This is a genomic window from Luteipulveratus flavus (assembly GCF_029439465.1).
Lineage (GTDB): Bacteria > Actinomycetota > Actinomycetes > Actinomycetales > Dermatophilaceae > Luteipulveratus > Luteipulveratus flavus.
The window spans coordinates 26,135-39,407 of sequence record NZ_JAROAV010000002.1; the positions used below are offsets into that span (position 1 = coordinate 26,135).

At 71.9% G+C, this 13,273-nt stretch carries 16 protein-coding genes and 2 pseudogenes; 9 read left to right on the forward strand and 9 right to left on the reverse strand.

Annotated elements, in window-relative coordinates; genetic code table 11:
• Window positions 1-65: 65 nt before the first annotated feature.
• Window positions 66-278 (forward strand): annotated as a pseudogene (locus tag P4R38_RS20080) (4a-hydroxytetrahydrobiopterin dehydratase); the annotation flags it as partial.
• Window positions 279-579: 301 nt separating this feature from the next.
• Window positions 580-756, forward strand: a pseudogene (locus P4R38_RS00550) (VOC family protein); the annotation flags it as partial.
• 3 nt (window positions 757-759) lie between these two features.
• On the opposite strand, the gene P4R38_RS00555 reads toward P4R38_RS00550, so the two are convergent.
• The gene (locus P4R38_RS00555; protein WP_277190501.1) at window positions 760-1,182 is read right to left on the reverse strand and encodes a MarR family winged helix-turn-helix transcriptional regulator; all 423 of its coding nucleotides are present in this window, start codon (window positions 1,180-1,182) and stop codon (window positions 760-762) included.
• 63 nt (window positions 1,183-1,245) lie between these two features.
• On the opposite strand from P4R38_RS00555, the gene P4R38_RS00560 reads away from it, so the two are divergent.
• Together P4R38_RS00560 and P4R38_RS00565 are read left to right on the forward strand one after the other, a co-directional pair.
• A complete protein-coding gene (locus P4R38_RS00560) occupies window positions 1,246-1,833 on the forward strand; it encodes a TIGR03086 family metal-binding protein (RefSeq protein WP_277190503.1) in 588 nt (195 codons plus the stop codon).
• 10 nt (window positions 1,834-1,843) lie between these two features.
• Complete coding sequence (locus tag P4R38_RS00565; RefSeq protein WP_277190505.1) at window positions 1,844-2,680, forward strand: alpha/beta fold hydrolase; 837 nt, start codon at window positions 1,844-1,846, stop codon at window positions 2,678-2,680.
• Between the two features lie 49 nt (window positions 2,681-2,729).
• Here P4R38_RS00565 and P4R38_RS00570 read toward each other — a convergent pair whose 3' ends face one another.
• Window positions 2,730-3,695: a quinone oxidoreductase family protein gene (locus P4R38_RS00570; RefSeq protein ID WP_277190506.1), complete on the reverse strand. Its 966-nt coding sequence runs from the start codon at window positions 3,693-3,695 to the stop codon at window positions 2,730-2,732.
• Between the two features lie 57 nt (window positions 3,696-3,752).
• Between P4R38_RS00570 and P4R38_RS00575 the strand changes: the two genes are divergently transcribed.
• On the forward strand, window positions 3,753-4,052 hold the full coding sequence (locus tag P4R38_RS00575) for an ArsR/SmtB family transcription factor (protein WP_275239985.1): 300 nt from the start codon (window positions 3,753-3,755) through the stop codon (window positions 4,050-4,052).
• Here the strand turns inward: P4R38_RS00575 and P4R38_RS00580 are convergent.
• Both P4R38_RS00580 and P4R38_RS00585 read right to left on the reverse strand, forming a co-directional pair.
• Window positions 4,033-4,509 (reverse strand): GNAT family N-acetyltransferase, encoded by a 477-nt coding sequence (locus tag P4R38_RS00580; protein WP_277190509.1) that lies wholly within the window; start codon window positions 4,507-4,509, stop codon window positions 4,033-4,035. The two genes, P4R38_RS00575 and P4R38_RS00580, sit on opposite strands and share 20 nt — an antisense overlap.
• A 42-nt stretch (window positions 4,510-4,551) precedes the next feature.
• Window positions 4,552-5,490, reverse strand: a complete 939-nt coding sequence (locus P4R38_RS00585) for a universal stress protein (protein ID WP_277190511.1) — start codon at window positions 5,488-5,490, stop codon at window positions 4,552-4,554.
• A 104-nt stretch (window positions 5,491-5,594) separates the two neighbouring features.
• Here P4R38_RS00585 and P4R38_RS00590 point away from each other — a divergent pair, with 104 nt between their 5' ends.
• Complete coding sequence (locus P4R38_RS00590) at window positions 5,595-6,152, forward strand: NUDIX domain-containing protein (RefSeq protein ID WP_277190513.1); 558 nt, start codon at window positions 5,595-5,597, stop codon at window positions 6,150-6,152.
• A 156-nt stretch (window positions 6,153-6,308) separates the two neighbouring features.
• On the opposite strand, the gene groL is transcribed toward P4R38_RS00590, so the two are convergent.
• The 4 genes from groL to P4R38_RS00610 all read right to left on the reverse strand — a co-directional run bounded on the left by groL (window position 6,309) and on the right by P4R38_RS00610 (window position 9,618).
• Window positions 6,309-7,937: a chaperonin GroEL gene (groL, locus tag P4R38_RS00595; RefSeq protein WP_275239990.1), complete on the reverse strand. Its 1,629-nt coding sequence runs from the start codon at window positions 7,935-7,937 to the stop codon at window positions 6,309-6,311.
• A 180-nt stretch (window positions 7,938-8,117) separates the two neighbouring features.
• Window positions 8,118-8,723: a hypothetical protein gene (locus P4R38_RS00600; RefSeq protein WP_277190515.1), complete on the reverse strand. Its 606-nt coding sequence runs from the start codon at window positions 8,721-8,723 to the stop codon at window positions 8,118-8,120.
• A 55-nt stretch (window positions 8,724-8,778) separates the two neighbouring features.
• A complete protein-coding gene (locus P4R38_RS00605; RefSeq protein WP_277190516.1) occupies window positions 8,779-9,159 on the reverse strand; it encodes a hypothetical protein in 381 nt (126 codons plus the stop codon).
• A 174-nt stretch (window positions 9,160-9,333) separates the two neighbouring features.
• Entirely contained in the window at window positions 9,334-9,618 is a 285-nt protein-coding gene (locus tag P4R38_RS00610) for a DUF3263 domain-containing protein (protein ID WP_275240053.1), read from the reverse strand.
• Between the two features lie 302 nt (window positions 9,619-9,920).
• Between P4R38_RS00610 and P4R38_RS00615 the strand changes: the two genes are divergently transcribed.
• Window positions 9,921-10,262 (forward strand): YciI family protein, encoded by a 342-nt coding sequence (locus tag P4R38_RS00615; RefSeq protein WP_277190517.1) that lies wholly within the window; start codon window positions 9,921-9,923, stop codon window positions 10,260-10,262.
• 56 nt (window positions 10,263-10,318) lie between these two features.
• Here the strand turns inward: P4R38_RS00615 and P4R38_RS00620 are convergent, their stop codons facing one another.
• Window positions 10,319-11,668, reverse strand: coding sequence for a pyridoxal phosphate-dependent decarboxylase family protein (locus P4R38_RS00620; protein ID WP_275239995.1), 1,350 nt, complete (start codon window positions 11,666-11,668; stop codon window positions 10,319-10,321).
• Window positions 11,669-11,789: 121 nt separating this feature from the next.
• On the opposite strand from P4R38_RS00620, the gene P4R38_RS00625 reads away from it, so the two are divergent.
• Entirely contained in the window at window positions 11,790-12,467 is a 678-nt protein-coding gene (locus P4R38_RS00625; protein ID WP_277190519.1) for a uracil-DNA glycosylase, read from the forward strand.
• Window positions 12,464-13,264, forward strand: coding sequence for an SGNH/GDSL hydrolase family protein (locus P4R38_RS00630; RefSeq protein WP_277190521.1), 801 nt, complete (start codon window positions 12,464-12,466; stop codon window positions 13,262-13,264). The genes P4R38_RS00625 and P4R38_RS00630 overlap by 4 nt, the downstream gene beginning before the upstream one ends.
• Window positions 13,265-13,273: the final 9 nt, after the last annotated feature.

The window sequence follows — 13,273 nt, forward strand, 5'->3', positions numbered from 1 at the left end:
CATATGCGCGTTGGTGCACGTCAAGCGGTGTCGCCGTGTCGGCCCCGGCGCGTAGCGTCCTGCCCATGACCACGCGCCTGCCCGCCAGCCAGTTCGCCACGCTCGGTCTCGACGACTGGCGCTTCGTGTCCAACGCCCTCGAGGCGACCTTCCGGCTCGGCGACTACACCGAGGCGGGCGCCTTCGCCGGACGGGTTGCCGCGGCCGCCGACGCCATGGACCACCACCCGGCGATCGACGTGCGCCACCCGGGCACCGTGCACATCGTCACGACCAGCCACGACGTCAACTGGGTGACCGAGCGCGACGTCGAGCTGGCCAGGACGATCAGCGAGCTGGCGATCGGCGCGTCCGTCGTCTCGCAGCCGCGCGCCGCCGCGACGGTCGAGATCGGCATCGACGCCGCCGACATCGACGCCGTCCGCCCCTTCTGGAAGGCACTGCTGGCGTACGAGGACAAGCCGGCCCGGGTCGAGGGCGACACCGTGCGAGCGATCCGGGACCCGCGCGGCATCGGGCCGGCCGTGTGGTTCCAGGAGCTCGACCCGGACTCCCCCGCGGCGTCCGCCGACCCCGCAGCGGCACAAGACCCACCTGGACGTGCTCGTGCCGCACGACGTCGCCGAGGACCGGGTCCGGCAGGCCGTCGACGCCGGCGGCCGCCTGGTCAGCGACGCGCGCGCGAAGGCGTTCTGGGTGCTCGCCGACCCCGAGGGCAACGAGGCGTGCATCTGCACCTGGCAGGACCGCGAGTAGCGACTACGCGCGTACGGCCTGCGCCGCCCGCTCCACGGCGCGCGCCAGGTCGCGTCGCGTCGTCGGCGACAGGTCGGCCAGCAGCTCGTCCTCCCGGCGGTGGATCTCGCGCTGCACCGCTCGCATCACGCGTCGACCCGCGACGGTGATCTCGATGGCGTTGGCCCGCCGGTCCGCGGCGCGCCGGCGCACCACCAGCGCGCTCTCCTCGAGCGCGTCCAGGTCGGCGACGATGCGGTTGCGGCTGTAGCCCAGGCGTGCGGCCAGGTCGTTCTGGGTCGACCCGGGCACGGCGTCGGCGCCGCGCAGGATCGCGTACCGCCACATCGTCAGCCCCTGCGTGGCGGCGGCGGCGTCCTCGATGCGCCGCAGGGCCTTCGCGAGCGGGTGGACCGACGCGAGCAGGTCCTCCCGGGCAGCAGCCATGTCGACATCCTAACCTTCATCACCCTCTGGCAATGATCATTACTTAGTGATTATCTGGTGATCATGAGCCGCGACCTCAGACCCCTGCACCGCCGAGCGCTTCAGGCCGCCGGCGAGCGCGTACGCCGCGTGCGCGACGACGACCTGCTGCTGGCCACCCCGTGCGCCGGCTGGACGCTGGCCGACCTGCTCGCGCACCTGATCGGCCAGCACCGCGGGTTCGCTGCAGCACTGCGGGACGGCACCGCCGCGCCCGAGGCGTACCGACCGGTCCCCTTCACCCAGGACGCGTGGGCCTCCTCCGTGGACGAGCTCACCGAGGCCTTCGCCGCCGCCGACCTGGACCGGCCGGTCCTGCAGGTCGAGCTGCACCCGACCCGGCCGCTGCCGGGCTCCTTCCTGCTCGGAGCGCAGCTGCTCGACACGGTCGTCCACACCTGGGACGTCGCCGCCTCGCTGGGCGAGTCGTACGTGCCACCGCCGGCCCACCAGCAGGTCGTCCTGGAGCTCGCCGAGCGGATCCCGGACGGAGCCGAGCGGCGGTCCGAGGGGGCCGCCTTCGCGCCCGCCCGGGCGGTGCCCGGCGACGGGTGGGACCGGGCGCTCGGCCTGCTCGGGCGCGACCCCGCCTTCGTCACCGCTGCGGGCTAGCCTCTCGCCCGTGAGCGACTTCATCGCCGTCGGCGACTCGTTGGTCCACGTCGTCGAGCACGGTCCGGCGCGACCGCAGCACGGCACGATCGTGCTGCTGCACGGTTTCCCCTGCGACCACCGGCTGATGACCGGTGCGTTCGAGCCGGTGCTGTCCGCCCGGGAGGGCTGGCGCCGCCTCTACGTCGACCTCCCCGGACTCGGCCGCAGCGTCGCCGGCCCGAGCATCGACTCCACCGACGCGGTGCTGGCGGTGGTCCAGGAGCTCGTCGCGACGCTGGTGCCGGAGGGCCCGGTGCTGCTCGCCGGCGAGTCGTACGGCGGGTACCTCACCCAGGGTCTGCTCGCCGCCGATCCCGGCCGGTACGCCGGGGTGTGCCTCGTCGCGCCGGGCGTGATCGCGCAGCGCGACCGGCGTACGGTGCCGCCCGCCGAGGTGCTGGTCCGCGACCCGGACGCCGTCGCGGACCTCACGCAGGAGGAGCGGGCCGAGCTCGACGAGTACGCCGTCGTCCAGGACGCCCGGGTCCTGCAGCGGATGCGCGAGGAGATCGAGGTCGCCGCCGCGGAGGCTGATGACGAGGCCGTGGCGCGCATCTCCGCGCGCTACACCGGCACGTTCGAGACGATGCCCGCCCCCTCGTACGACCGCCCGAGCCTGATGATCGCGGGCCGGCAGGACTCGGTGGTCGGCTACAGCGACCAGTGGCCGATGGTCGAGCGCTTCAGCCGGATCACCTACGCCGTGCTGGACCGCGCCGGCCACAACGTCCATCTCGAGCAGGAGGTGCTGTTCAGCGCCCTGGTGCACGAGTGGCTCGACCGCGTGGAGGAGTGGCTCGACTGAGTCGCCCCGCTCATCCGACCGGCCGGCGCACCACCGCCGGCCGGCCCCGTCAGAGCGCGATGACGTACTTTCCCGGAGCCCGACCGGAGGCGAGGGCGTCGTGGGCGACCCGTGCTTGGTCGAGCCCGTGGAGCACGGTGACGGCGCCGCGGACCTCGCCCTGGGCCATCGCGTCCAGGACCTCGGACATCGCCGCACGGACGAGGTCGGGCCGCACGGCCGACAGCGCGTTCACGCTGAACCCGGCGAGGCCGACGTTCCGGGACATCAGCTCCGGATGGGTCGGCAGCGGCTCCGACGCCCCGCCCCCGGCGTTGCCGAACAGCACGACGACGCCGCCAGGTGCAGTCATCTCGACATCCTTGCCGAGGTGCTCGGTACCGAGCGGGTCCAGCACCAGGTCGAACCGTCGCGCACCGACCCGCTCCACGAGGTCCTGGCCCCGCACGTGCACCTCGTCGTACCCGGACGCCTCCGCGGCCTGGACCCGACCCGGCGAGCCCACCGCTCCGACCAGCTCGACGACCCCGTGACGTGCGGCGAGCTGTGCGACCGCCTGAGCCACGCCTCCTGCCGCCGAGTGGACCAGGACGCGTCCCCCGTCACGAGGGAGGCGACGGAGCAACAGCTGCGGCGTCGCCCAGGCGCCGGGCACGGTTGCAGCCAGCTCGTCCGACACCGAGGCCGGCGTCGGGACGACTAGCTGCGCCGGGACCACAACGAGACCCGCCAGGCCGTGCAGGTTCGTCAGCGCGACGACACGCGAGCCGACCGGTGGCGCCACGGCTCCTGGGCCCACCGAGCGCACGACGCCCGCGACCTCCAGCCCCGCGACCGCAGGCCACGCTGCCGCATACTCCGGGTCGCCGCGTCGGACCATCACGTCCTTGAAGTTGACGCCGGCGTGCGTCACCTCGATCAGGACCTCGCCCGGACCGGGAGTCGGATCCACCACGTCGGCGACCACGGTCGCGCTGCCGTCGGGTGCGGGCGCGGTGAACTGGAGCTGCTTCATCTCGGGAGTTCCTTCGATAGATGTCGAACAACCGAGATGGACGTTACTCTTACTTCGATGACTGTCAAACAAAGTGGAAGCACGGTCAGCGACGCGGACGCCGCCGTCCTCCACGCCCTCGGCGAGCCCAACCGGCTACGCATCGTCACGGTGCTGATCGCCGAGGGTGAGCGCGCGTGCGGCACGTTTCCCGTCACCGTGGGCGCGAGCACGCTGAGCCACCACTTCAAGATCCTCCGCGAGGCGAAGGTGATCGAGCAGCGGGCCGACGGCCAGCGCAAGGTGAATTCCCTGCACCCGGAGTTCCTCGCGCGGTTCGGCGGCCTCGTCGCCGACCTCAGCGCTCGCCGAGACTGAGCCGCATCGCGGGGAACGTCACCTCGCGGAAGCCGACCCGCTCGTACATCCCGCGCCCCTGGCCGGTCGCGAACAGCTCGGCACCCTCGGCGCCGGACTCCTCACGTACCCAGACCATCAGCGCGTCGAACACCGCCTGCGCGTGCCCGTGACCGCGCGCGTGCGGCAGCGTGCAGACGTTGTGCACGAGCACCTGCCTGCCACCCGCAGCCCCGGGCGACGGCACGACGCGGCGCAGCGTCGCCATCGCCGAGGCCACCACCTCGCCGCCGACCTCGGCGACGAAGAGCGCGATGTCGGGTGAGTCCCAGGTCGCGTCGAACCACGCGGCGGCGGCCTCCCGCCACCGCTCGCCCTCCACGTCCGCCACGCCCATCGCCTCGAACATCGCCGCGCGCAGAGCCACGAAGGCGTCCCGGTCCGCTGCTCGCGCGCGACGCACCACTCGCTCACCCAAGGTGCCCTCCTGAGCGCCCGTGGACCTGATGCCTCCGCCGAGTCACTTCTCCGGACGCGACTTCACGACGACGACCGGACACCGCGCGGCCTGCAGCACCTTGTGACTCACCGAGCCCAGCAGCTTCCCCGCGAACCCGCCACGGCCGCGCGTCCCGATCACCAGCACGTCCGCATGGTCCGACTGCGCCGCCAGGACCTTGCTGCTCGGCCCGTTGAGGATCTCCACGTCGTACGGCACGTCCGGGAAGTCCTCGCGCGCCGCCCGGATCGCCGCCTCGACCCGCTCGCGCTGACGCGTCTCGATGACGTCGCGCTGCTCGCTGTCCTCGTCGGTGATGACGACCCCGCCCACGACCTCGAGGTACCAGGTCGAGATGCACGCGACGCGGGCACCGCGCGCGGCGGCGGTGGCCCAGGCGATCTCTGCCGCGGCCGCGCTGTCCCGGCTGCCGTCGACCCCCACCACGATCCGTCCGACCGGCTCGGCCGACACGTCCACGCCCGGGTTGACGACCGCGACCGGGCACGCGGCGTGCATGGCGATGTTCAGCGAGGTCGACCCGAGGATGCGCTCGCCGATGCCACCGCGCCGACCGCTCCCGACGACCAGGACGAGCGCCGACTCCTGCTTGTCCATCAGCGCCTGGGACGCCGCGCCCGCCGCCTCGACCGCCTCCACGTCCACGCCCGGGTACTGCGCGCGGACCTTCTCGACGAGCTGGTCGGCCACCCGCGGTGCCTCGCCGTGCTCCCGCAACGCGCTGAGGGTCTCGTCGCTCCCAGCGGCCGGGTCGTCCTGCACCGCCCCGGCCACGGCGACCTCGTTCGAGTGCACCACCCGCAGCGGGACCCGGTGCCGGGCCGCGGTCAGCGCCGCCCACGCGACGGCGGGCTCGTCGGTGCCCGAGCCGTCCACCCCCACGACCACGGGTCCGTGCGAAGCCCCACCCCTGACGTACTCGTACTCCTGCGCAGTCATGGCCTCATTATGGGTACGCGTGACGCCCGACCGGCGGACTGCGCGTTCACACGACACGCTCGAGGTCCCACGCCGCGACGTGGCGCCTCACTAGCCTCGATCGCGTGGACCACGGCTGGCAACAGCGGTTCCCCGCCCTGTTCGCCCCGCACTACGTCGAGTACGCCGACGCCGACGTCCGGCTGTGGCTCGGCTCGTTCAACCGCGCCGTCGTCACCCGGCTGCACCTGATCGCCGTCACCGGTGACGGCACCGTGATCGTCTGCCGCGCCGACGACGGACGCCGGTTCCTGCCCGGCGGCACCCGTGAGCCCGGCGAGAGCCTGGACGAGCTGGCGGCGCGCGAGCTGCGGGAGGAGGCCGGCGCCGAGCCGACCGGGCTGCTGCAGTACTTCTGCGGCCTGGACGTCCTCAGCAGACGGGACCAGCCCTGGCGGCCGCACCAGTCGCACCCGCGGTCCCTGTGGGCGTACGCCGCCGTCGCGGTCGACGTCGTCGGGCCGCCCACCTGTCCGGCGGACGTCGAGCAGATCGTCGATGTCCGCGCCCTGGAGCCGGACGAGGCCGCCGCGTACCTGGACGAGGCGCCCGGGGACGGCCATGCGGACGTGGTACGGCTCGCCGAGGCGATGGGCCTCATCCGCGCCGTCGCCCGCCGGTAGGGACGACGAAGGGCGGCCCCGTACGGGACCGCCCTTCGCGTGATGCTGCTGATCGGATCGATCAGAAGCCCATGCCTTCTGGGCCTCTTCCGTCGGACTCCGCTACGGCCGGACGCTCGCCTAGCGGCTCGCGCCCAACCTCCGCTTCGTCCTCGATCAGAAGCCCATGTCGCCCATGCCGCCCGACGGGTCGGCCGGCGCGGCGCCGGCCTTCTCGGGCTTGTCGGCGATGACGGCCTCGGTCGTCAGGAACAGCGCGGCGATCGAGCCGGCGTTCTGCAGCGCCGAACGCGTCACCTTGGCCGGGTCGATGATGCCTTCCTTGACCATGTCGACGTAGTCGCCGGTCGCGGCGTTGAGGCCCTCGCCCGGGTTCAGGCTGCGCACCTTCTCGACCACGACGCCCGGCTCGAGGCCGGCGTTGAACGCGATCTGCTTCAGCGGGGCCTGGGCCGCCACCTTCACGATGTTCGCGCCGGTCGCCTCGTCGCCCTCGAGCTTCAGGCTCGCGAACGCAGCGTCGGTCGCCTGGAGCAGAGCCACGCCACCACCGGCGACGATGCCCTCCTCGACGGCAGCCTTCGCGTTGCGGACGGCGTCCTCGATGCGGTGCTTGCGCTCCTTGAGCTCGACCTCGGTCGCGGCACCCGCCTTGATGACGGCGACGCCACCGGCGAGCTTGGCCAGGCGCTCCTGGAGCTTCTCGCGGTCGTAGTCGGAGTCGCTGTTCTCGATCTCGGCGCGGATCTGGTTCACCCGGCCCGCGATGGCGTCGGCCTCGCCGGCACCCTCGACGATCGTGGTCTCGTCCTTGGTGACGACGATCTTGCGCGCGCGGCCCAGCAGGTCCAGCTCGGCGGTGTCGAGCTTGAGGCCGACCTCCTCGGAGATGACCTGACCACCGGTGAGGATGGCGATGTCGCCGAGCATGGCCTTGCGACGGTCACCGAAGCCCGGAGCCTTGACGGCGACGGACTTGAACGTGCCGCGGATCTTGTTCACGACCAGGGTCGACAGGGCCTCGCCCTCGACGTCCTCGGCGATGATCGCCAGCGGCTTGCCCGACTGCATGACCTTCTCCAGCAGCGGGAGCAGGTCCTTGATGTTCGAGATCTTGGAGTTGACGACGAGGATGTACGGGTCCTCGAGGACGGTCTCCATGCGCTCGGTGTCGGTCACGAAGTAACCGGAGATGTAGCCCTTGTCGAAGCGCATGCCCTCGGTGAGCTCGAGCTCCAGGCCGAAGGTGTTGCTCTCCTCGACGGTGATGACACCTTCCTTGCCGACCTTGTCCATCGCCTCGGCGATCAGCTCGCCGATCTGGTTGTCAGCAGCGGAGATGGACGCGGTCGCAGCGATCTGCTCCTTGGTCTCGATCTCCTTGGCCTGGCCGAGCAGCGACTCGGACACGGCGGCCACGGCGGCCTCGATGCCGCGCTTGAGCGCCATCGGGTTCGCACCCGCGGCGACGTTGCGCAGACCCTCGCGCACCATGGCCTGGGCCAGGACGGTGGCCGTCGTCGTACCGTCACCGGCGACGTCGTCGGTCTTCTTCGCGACCTCCTTGACCAGCTCGGCGCCGATCTTCTCGTAGGGGTCCTCGAGCTCGATCTCCTTGGCGATGCTCACACCATCGTTGGTGATGGTGGGCGCGCCCCACTTCTTCTCGAGCACGACGTTGCGGCCCTTCGGGCCCAGCGTCACCTTCACGGCGTCGGCAAGGGTGTTCATACCCTTCTCGAGACCGCGGCGCGCCTCCTCGTCGAATGCAATGGTCTTGGCCATGCGCGGTGGTTCCTCCCACACGAAAGCGGATCGACCGCACGACGCCCGCGACGGACGGAGCCACCTCGCGAGCTCACGTCACCCGCTCGGTCGGCCCCTCGACATACGGCCTGGTCTGTCACTCTCACACAGAGAGTGCTAAGCCCATGATTAGCACTCGACCCCCATGAGTGCAAATGCTCAGCCGGTGGCCAGTGGAGCGTCCGTGCCCCTGCCGTTCCCCTCCGCTTCGCGCAGTCGCTCGCGAACGCCGTCCTGACGCCGCCGCCGGCGCGCCTCGTGGACGGCGACGAGCACCGCGACCAGCACGGGTACGGGGACCAGGGCCGCGTGGACGGACGGTACGTGCGGCCGGTCCCCCTGGCCCGCCACGAACCACAACGTGTCGGTGATCAACGCGGCGAGCTGGCTGCTGAACAGCAGCAGGCACACGGCGCCACCGGCCAGCAGCCCTTGCCGTGCGGCGGACGTCCGAGGATGCCGGCGGGCCAGCGCCTCCCGGCGAGCGGACGCGGACCCGTGCTCGGGTTCGAGGTCCACCTCCAGCCCGTCGATCTCCAGGGTCGCGCGTTCCGCGCGGCCGAACGGGCTGACCTCGACGGTGACCACGCCGAGATCCTCGGCCTGCGGCCTGAGCACGGTGCGGCCCCGCTGGGCCTGGGCGGATTCCTCGCCGTCGACGAGCAGCGCGAGGGTCCCGACCCCACGCCAGGCGTTGCCACCGGAGGCCGCGACTTCGTAGGACCGGCCATCGACGGTCGCCGCGAAACGTTGGGGCTCTCTCACGCAGGAAGTATGCGGCTACCTCGGGAGTGCCGTGGGACTGAGCGGGTGAGCCCTGTTACGCGACGAGGTAGGTGGTGTGCAGCTCGCGACGGACGCCGTCCAGGAGGTCGTCCACCCGGGCCGCCGGCGGCAACCACGCGGAGACACTCACCCCGAGGACGTCCTCGACGGTCTGGCAGAGCGCGAACAGCTCGACGACCCGGCCGTGCTGGGCGGCGTCCGCGACGTGGCCGGTCGACCGCGCGACGCGCAGGTCCTGGTCGTCCAGGCCGCACAGCCCGGCGATGACCTCCGGCGCGAGCGCGAACGCCGCGCCCAGGTCGTCCAGCATCTCGCCTGCCGACCGGTGGCGGTTGCGCTGGACCCGGCGGGCGAACGCCGCCCGGCACGGGTCTGCTCCACAGATTCCGTCGCTGCTGACCACGTCGATGCTCATGATGGTGCGACGCCCCGCCCGGCAGTGGTCGTTCCCCGCTCCGGACGTCGCCTTCCTCCCGTCCTCTTGTCTGGAGGAGCGCACTCATCGCTTCCCAGTACCTGCGCGAGTGCCCTTGCATGCGCAACGCCCGCCCCGGCCTTGCACCGAGACGGGCGTTGCACGTTCATGGGACTAGATCTCGATCCCGAGCCGACGCGCCGAGCGTTGCTTCTGCCGCGACGCGCGCAGCCGCCGCAGCCGTTTCACCAGCATCGGATCGTGCTCGAGGGCCACCGGACTGTCCAGCAGCGTGTTGAGCACCTGGTAGTACCGGGTGGAGCTCATCTCGAACTGCTCGCGGATCATCTGCTCCTTGGCACCGGGGTACTTCCACCACTGGCGCTCGAACGCCAGGATCTGCTGGTCGCGATCGGTCAGCTCCTCGCGAGAGGACTGCTGCTGCTCCGCGGCGCTCATGTGATCGGGGCCCTCCATCGACATCGGCTCGACCTCGTCGAGGTTCGTGTCCACCCCCGATGATACGGGCGGAATCACATGGGTGTCATTCATCTGCGAGGTGTCGGAGGCGTCTGTGACGGGTGTGGCGGATGAGGTCCGGAGGTCGCGCACCAGCCGACGATACGTCAGTCCCGCCTCCCGGCTGAGGGCGTATCTGCCCCTCGGCGGATTTCTGCTGGAAGGCTGTCGCATCCGACCCGTTCCGTTCGTGGAACAGGTGAAGGCGGGGCATCCGGTCACGCCGTGAGCGAGGAGCCGACATGGCCACGTACCTCATCTACTTCAACCAGCAGTGGGTGGGCGACCACGACGAGGAGTGGTTCCGCGGACGCGGGCCGCTCGCCAGGGCGGTGGTCGAGGAGATCAAGACCGCGGGCCACTACGTGTTCGCCGGAGGCCTGGTCGAGGAGATCGATCAGGCCTTCAGCGCCGATGCGACGAGCGGCACGTTGACCTTCACCGACGGGCCGTACACCGAGACCAAGGAGTACCTCGGCGGCCTCACCGCGGTGAACGTGCCCGACGTGGAGACCGCGAGGATGTGGGCCGGGAAGATCGCCGAGGCCTGCGGCTGGCCGCAGGAGGTCCGCGAGTTCAAGTAACCGCCCCGCCGCAGCCGACGTCCGGCTCGGAGCCCACTGCTGGTGGGCTCCGAGCCTCAGGCCATGGAGTCCAGCAGCGCGAGGATGTCCTCTCGCGTGGTGCGCGGGTTGACGATCGCGAACCGCGCGAGGGTCTCGCCGTCGTGCGACGTTGGGACGACGAAGCCCTCCTCGCGGGCGAGCAGCCCGTCCGACCAGGCGTGGTAGTCGGCCGGCTCCCATCCGCGGCGGCGGAAGACCAGCACCGACAGGTCGGCCTCGCGCACGACCTCGAGGTACTCGCGGCGCGTGACCTCCTGCTCGGCGAAGCGGGTGATCTCCAGCGTCTGCTCGATCGCCTCGGTGTAGGCGTCGGTGCCGTTGGCGACCAGTGAGAACCAGAACGGCAGGCCGCGCGCCCGACGCGTGAGTCCCACCGAGTAGTCGGTGGGGTTCCAGTCGGGCGCGTCGGTCAGCACGTCGAGGTACGAGGCGTGCTGGGTGTGCGCCACCCGTGCGAGGGACGGCTCACGGTAGAGCAGCGCGCAGCAGTCGAACGGCGCGAACAGCCACTTGTGCGGGTCGACGATGAAGGAGTCGCAGCGCTCCACACCGGTGTACTTACCCCGCACGGACGGGGCGGCCAGCCCGGCGCCGCCGTACGCGCCGTCGACGTGGAACCAGATGCCGAACTCCTCGCAGACCTCGGCGATCGAGTCCAGCTCGTCGATGACCCCGAAGTTGGTGCTGCCGGAGGTCGCGACGACGGCGAAGAACGTCTCCGGGCCGTGCTCTTCCAGCACCGCGCGCAGGTTGTCGCCGGTCAGCTGGAGGCGGTCGTTCACCGGCACCGAGACCTGCTCGGCGTCCATCACCCGGCATGCCGTCGCGATCGAGGAGTGCGCGCCGACCGTCGCGGCGATGCGGTACGGCCGGACGCCCTCGGCGGCCCGCTCACGGGCGGTGGCCCGCGCGGTGACGAGCGCGGAGAGGTTGCCGATCGTGCCGCCCTGCACGAACGAGCCACCGGCGGTCTCGGGCAGGCCGGCGAGGTCGGCGATCCAGCGCAGCGCCTGGTTCTCGGCGTACACCGCGCCGGCGCCCTCCAGCCACGACCCGGCGTAGATCGAGGAGGCCCCGACCACGAGGTCGAACATCGCCGCCTCGCGCGTGGGCGCGCACGGGATGAAGGAGAGGTAGCGGGGATGGTCGGTCGACAGGCAGGCGAGCGCGAGGTGTTCCTCGAACAGCCTCAGCGCGTCGATGCCGCCGCGGCCCTTGGCGTTGATCGCCCCGGCGGCGACGGCGTCCAGCGCCTCGACCGTCGTGGTGCCGTCCAGCGGCACCGGGTCGAGGGCGAGGCGTTCGGCGGCGTAGCGGAGGATCTCCTCGCCCAGCGCCCTGGTCTCTTCGGTGAACCCATGCACGGTGCGGAGTCTAGGCGGCACCTCACCCGCGCCCGGCGACGATCCCGGACCGGACCTCGACCGGACCGGGCGGACGAGGCCGATCGGCGCCGTCGCGAAGCGTGCGCTTACCCTGGGCGCCATGCCCGCACGGCCCCTGACCGAGCTCGTCCACCCCAGCTGGGTCACGGCTCTCGCCCCTGCCCAGGACCACCTCCAGCGGCTCGGCCAGTTCCTCCGTACGGAAATCTCGTCCGGCCGTCCGTACCTCCCGGCGGGCCAGCACGTCCTGCGCGCGTTCACCCGGCCGTTCGAGGACGTGCGGGTGCTGATCGTCGGCCAGGACCCGTACCCGACGCCGGGCCACGCCGTCGGCCTGTGCTTCTCGGTCGCGCGGGAGGTCTCGCCGATCCCCCGCAGCCTGCAGAACATCTACGCCGAGATGGAGTCCGACATCGGCATCCCGCCCGCGCAGCACGGCGACCTGTCCGCCTGGGCGGACCGCGGTGTGCTGCTGCTCAACCGGGTCCTCACCGTCCGCCCGGGCGCGCCGGGCAGCCATCGCGGCCACGGCTGGGAGCACGTGACAGCGACCGCGATCAACGCTCTGGTCGAGCGCGGCGGCCCGCTCGTGGCCGTGCTGTGGGGCCGCGACGCGCGCAACCTCGCCCCGCACCTCGGCGAGGTGCCCCGCGTCGAGAGCGCCCACCCCTCGCCGCTGTCCGCGCGGTCCGGCTTCTTCGGGTCACGGCCGTTCAGCCGCACCAACGAGCTCCTGCAGCAGCAGGGCGCCGAGCCGGTCGACTGGTCGCTGGCATGAGCCCGGCATCCCCCGCACGCCCCTGGCAGCGGTACGTCGCGATCGGCGACTCCTTCACCGAGGGCATGAGCGATCCGTCGGCGACCGAGGCGGACGCGTACGTCGGGTGGGCCGACCGGCTCGCGTCGCGCCTCGCCCAGCGGAACGCCGCCGAGGGTGAGCCGTTCGGGTACGCCAACCTCGCCGTCCGCGGGCGGCTGATCGCCGACGTGGTCGGCCCGCAGCTGGACGCCGCGCTCGAGCTCGAGCCCGACCTGGTCAGCCTGGTCGGCGGCGGCAACGACGTCCTGCGCCCCAAGGTCGACCTCGACGACGTGGCCGACCTGCTGGAGGACGCCGTACGGCGGGTGCGCGCCACGGGCGCGGACGTGCTGCTGTCGACCACCGCCGATCCGTCGCGGCTGCCGGTGCTGCGGCGCGTCCGCCCGCGCCTGGCGTACCACGCGGCGAACGTGTGGGGCATAGCGCAGCGCAACGACTGCCGGGTCCTGGACCTGTGGACCCAGCGCGCCCTGCGGGACATCCGGATGTGGGCGCCCGACCGGATCCACCTGTCGACGGCGGGCCACCAGCGGGTCGCTGCCCAGGCCGCCTGGACGCTGGGCGTCCTCGACGAGAGCCGCGACTGGGCCATTCCCCTGCCTCCGGCGCCGCCGCTGACGCGTCGGCAGAACGCGCAGGCGAACGCCTCCTGGGCGCGCGCGTACCTCGGGCCGTGGGTGCAGCGACGTCTCCAGGGCCGCAGCTCCGGCGACGGGCGGGCTCCCAAACGGCCCGGCCTCGACCCGCTCGACTGATTTCTCGCG

Coding starts and splice junctions, on each gene's coding strand:
- P4R38_RS00555 (WP_277190501.1), bottom strand. CDS start 1,182: ATGGCTGCTGCCCGGGAGGACCTGCTCGCGTCGGTCCACCCGCTCGCG.
- P4R38_RS00560 (WP_277190503.1), top strand. CDS start 1,246: ATGAGCCGCGACCTCAGACCCCTGCACCGCCGAGCGCTTCAGGCCGCC.
- P4R38_RS00570 (WP_277190506.1), bottom strand. CDS start 3,695: ATGAAGCAGCTCCAGTTCACCGCGCCCGCACCCGACGGCAGCGCGACC.
- P4R38_RS00575 (WP_275239985.1), top strand. CDS start 3,753: ATGACTGTCAAACAAAGTGGAAGCACGGTCAGCGACGCGGACGCCGCC.
- P4R38_RS00585 (WP_277190511.1), bottom strand. CDS start 5,490: ATGACTGCGCAGGAGTACGAGTACGTCAGGGGTGGGGCTTCGCACGGA.
- groL (WP_275239990.1), bottom strand. CDS start 7,937: ATGGCCAAGACCATTGCATTCGACGAGGAGGCGCGCCGCGGTCTCGAG.
- P4R38_RS00605 (WP_277190516.1), bottom strand. CDS start 9,159: ATGAGCATCGACGTGGTCAGCAGCGACGGAATCTGTGGAGCAGACCCG.
- P4R38_RS00610 (WP_275240053.1), bottom strand. CDS start 9,618: ATGAGCGCCGCGGAGCAGCAGCAGTCCTCTCGCGAGGAGCTGACCGAT.
- P4R38_RS00615 (WP_277190517.1), top strand. CDS start 9,921: ATGGCCACGTACCTCATCTACTTCAACCAGCAGTGGGTGGGCGACCAC.
- P4R38_RS00625 (WP_277190519.1), top strand. CDS start 11,790: ATGCCCGCACGGCCCCTGACCGAGCTCGTCCACCCCAGCTGGGTCACG.
- P4R38_RS00630 (WP_277190521.1), top strand. CDS start 12,464: ATGAGCCCGGCATCCCCCGCACGCCCCTGGCAGCGGTACGTCGCGATC.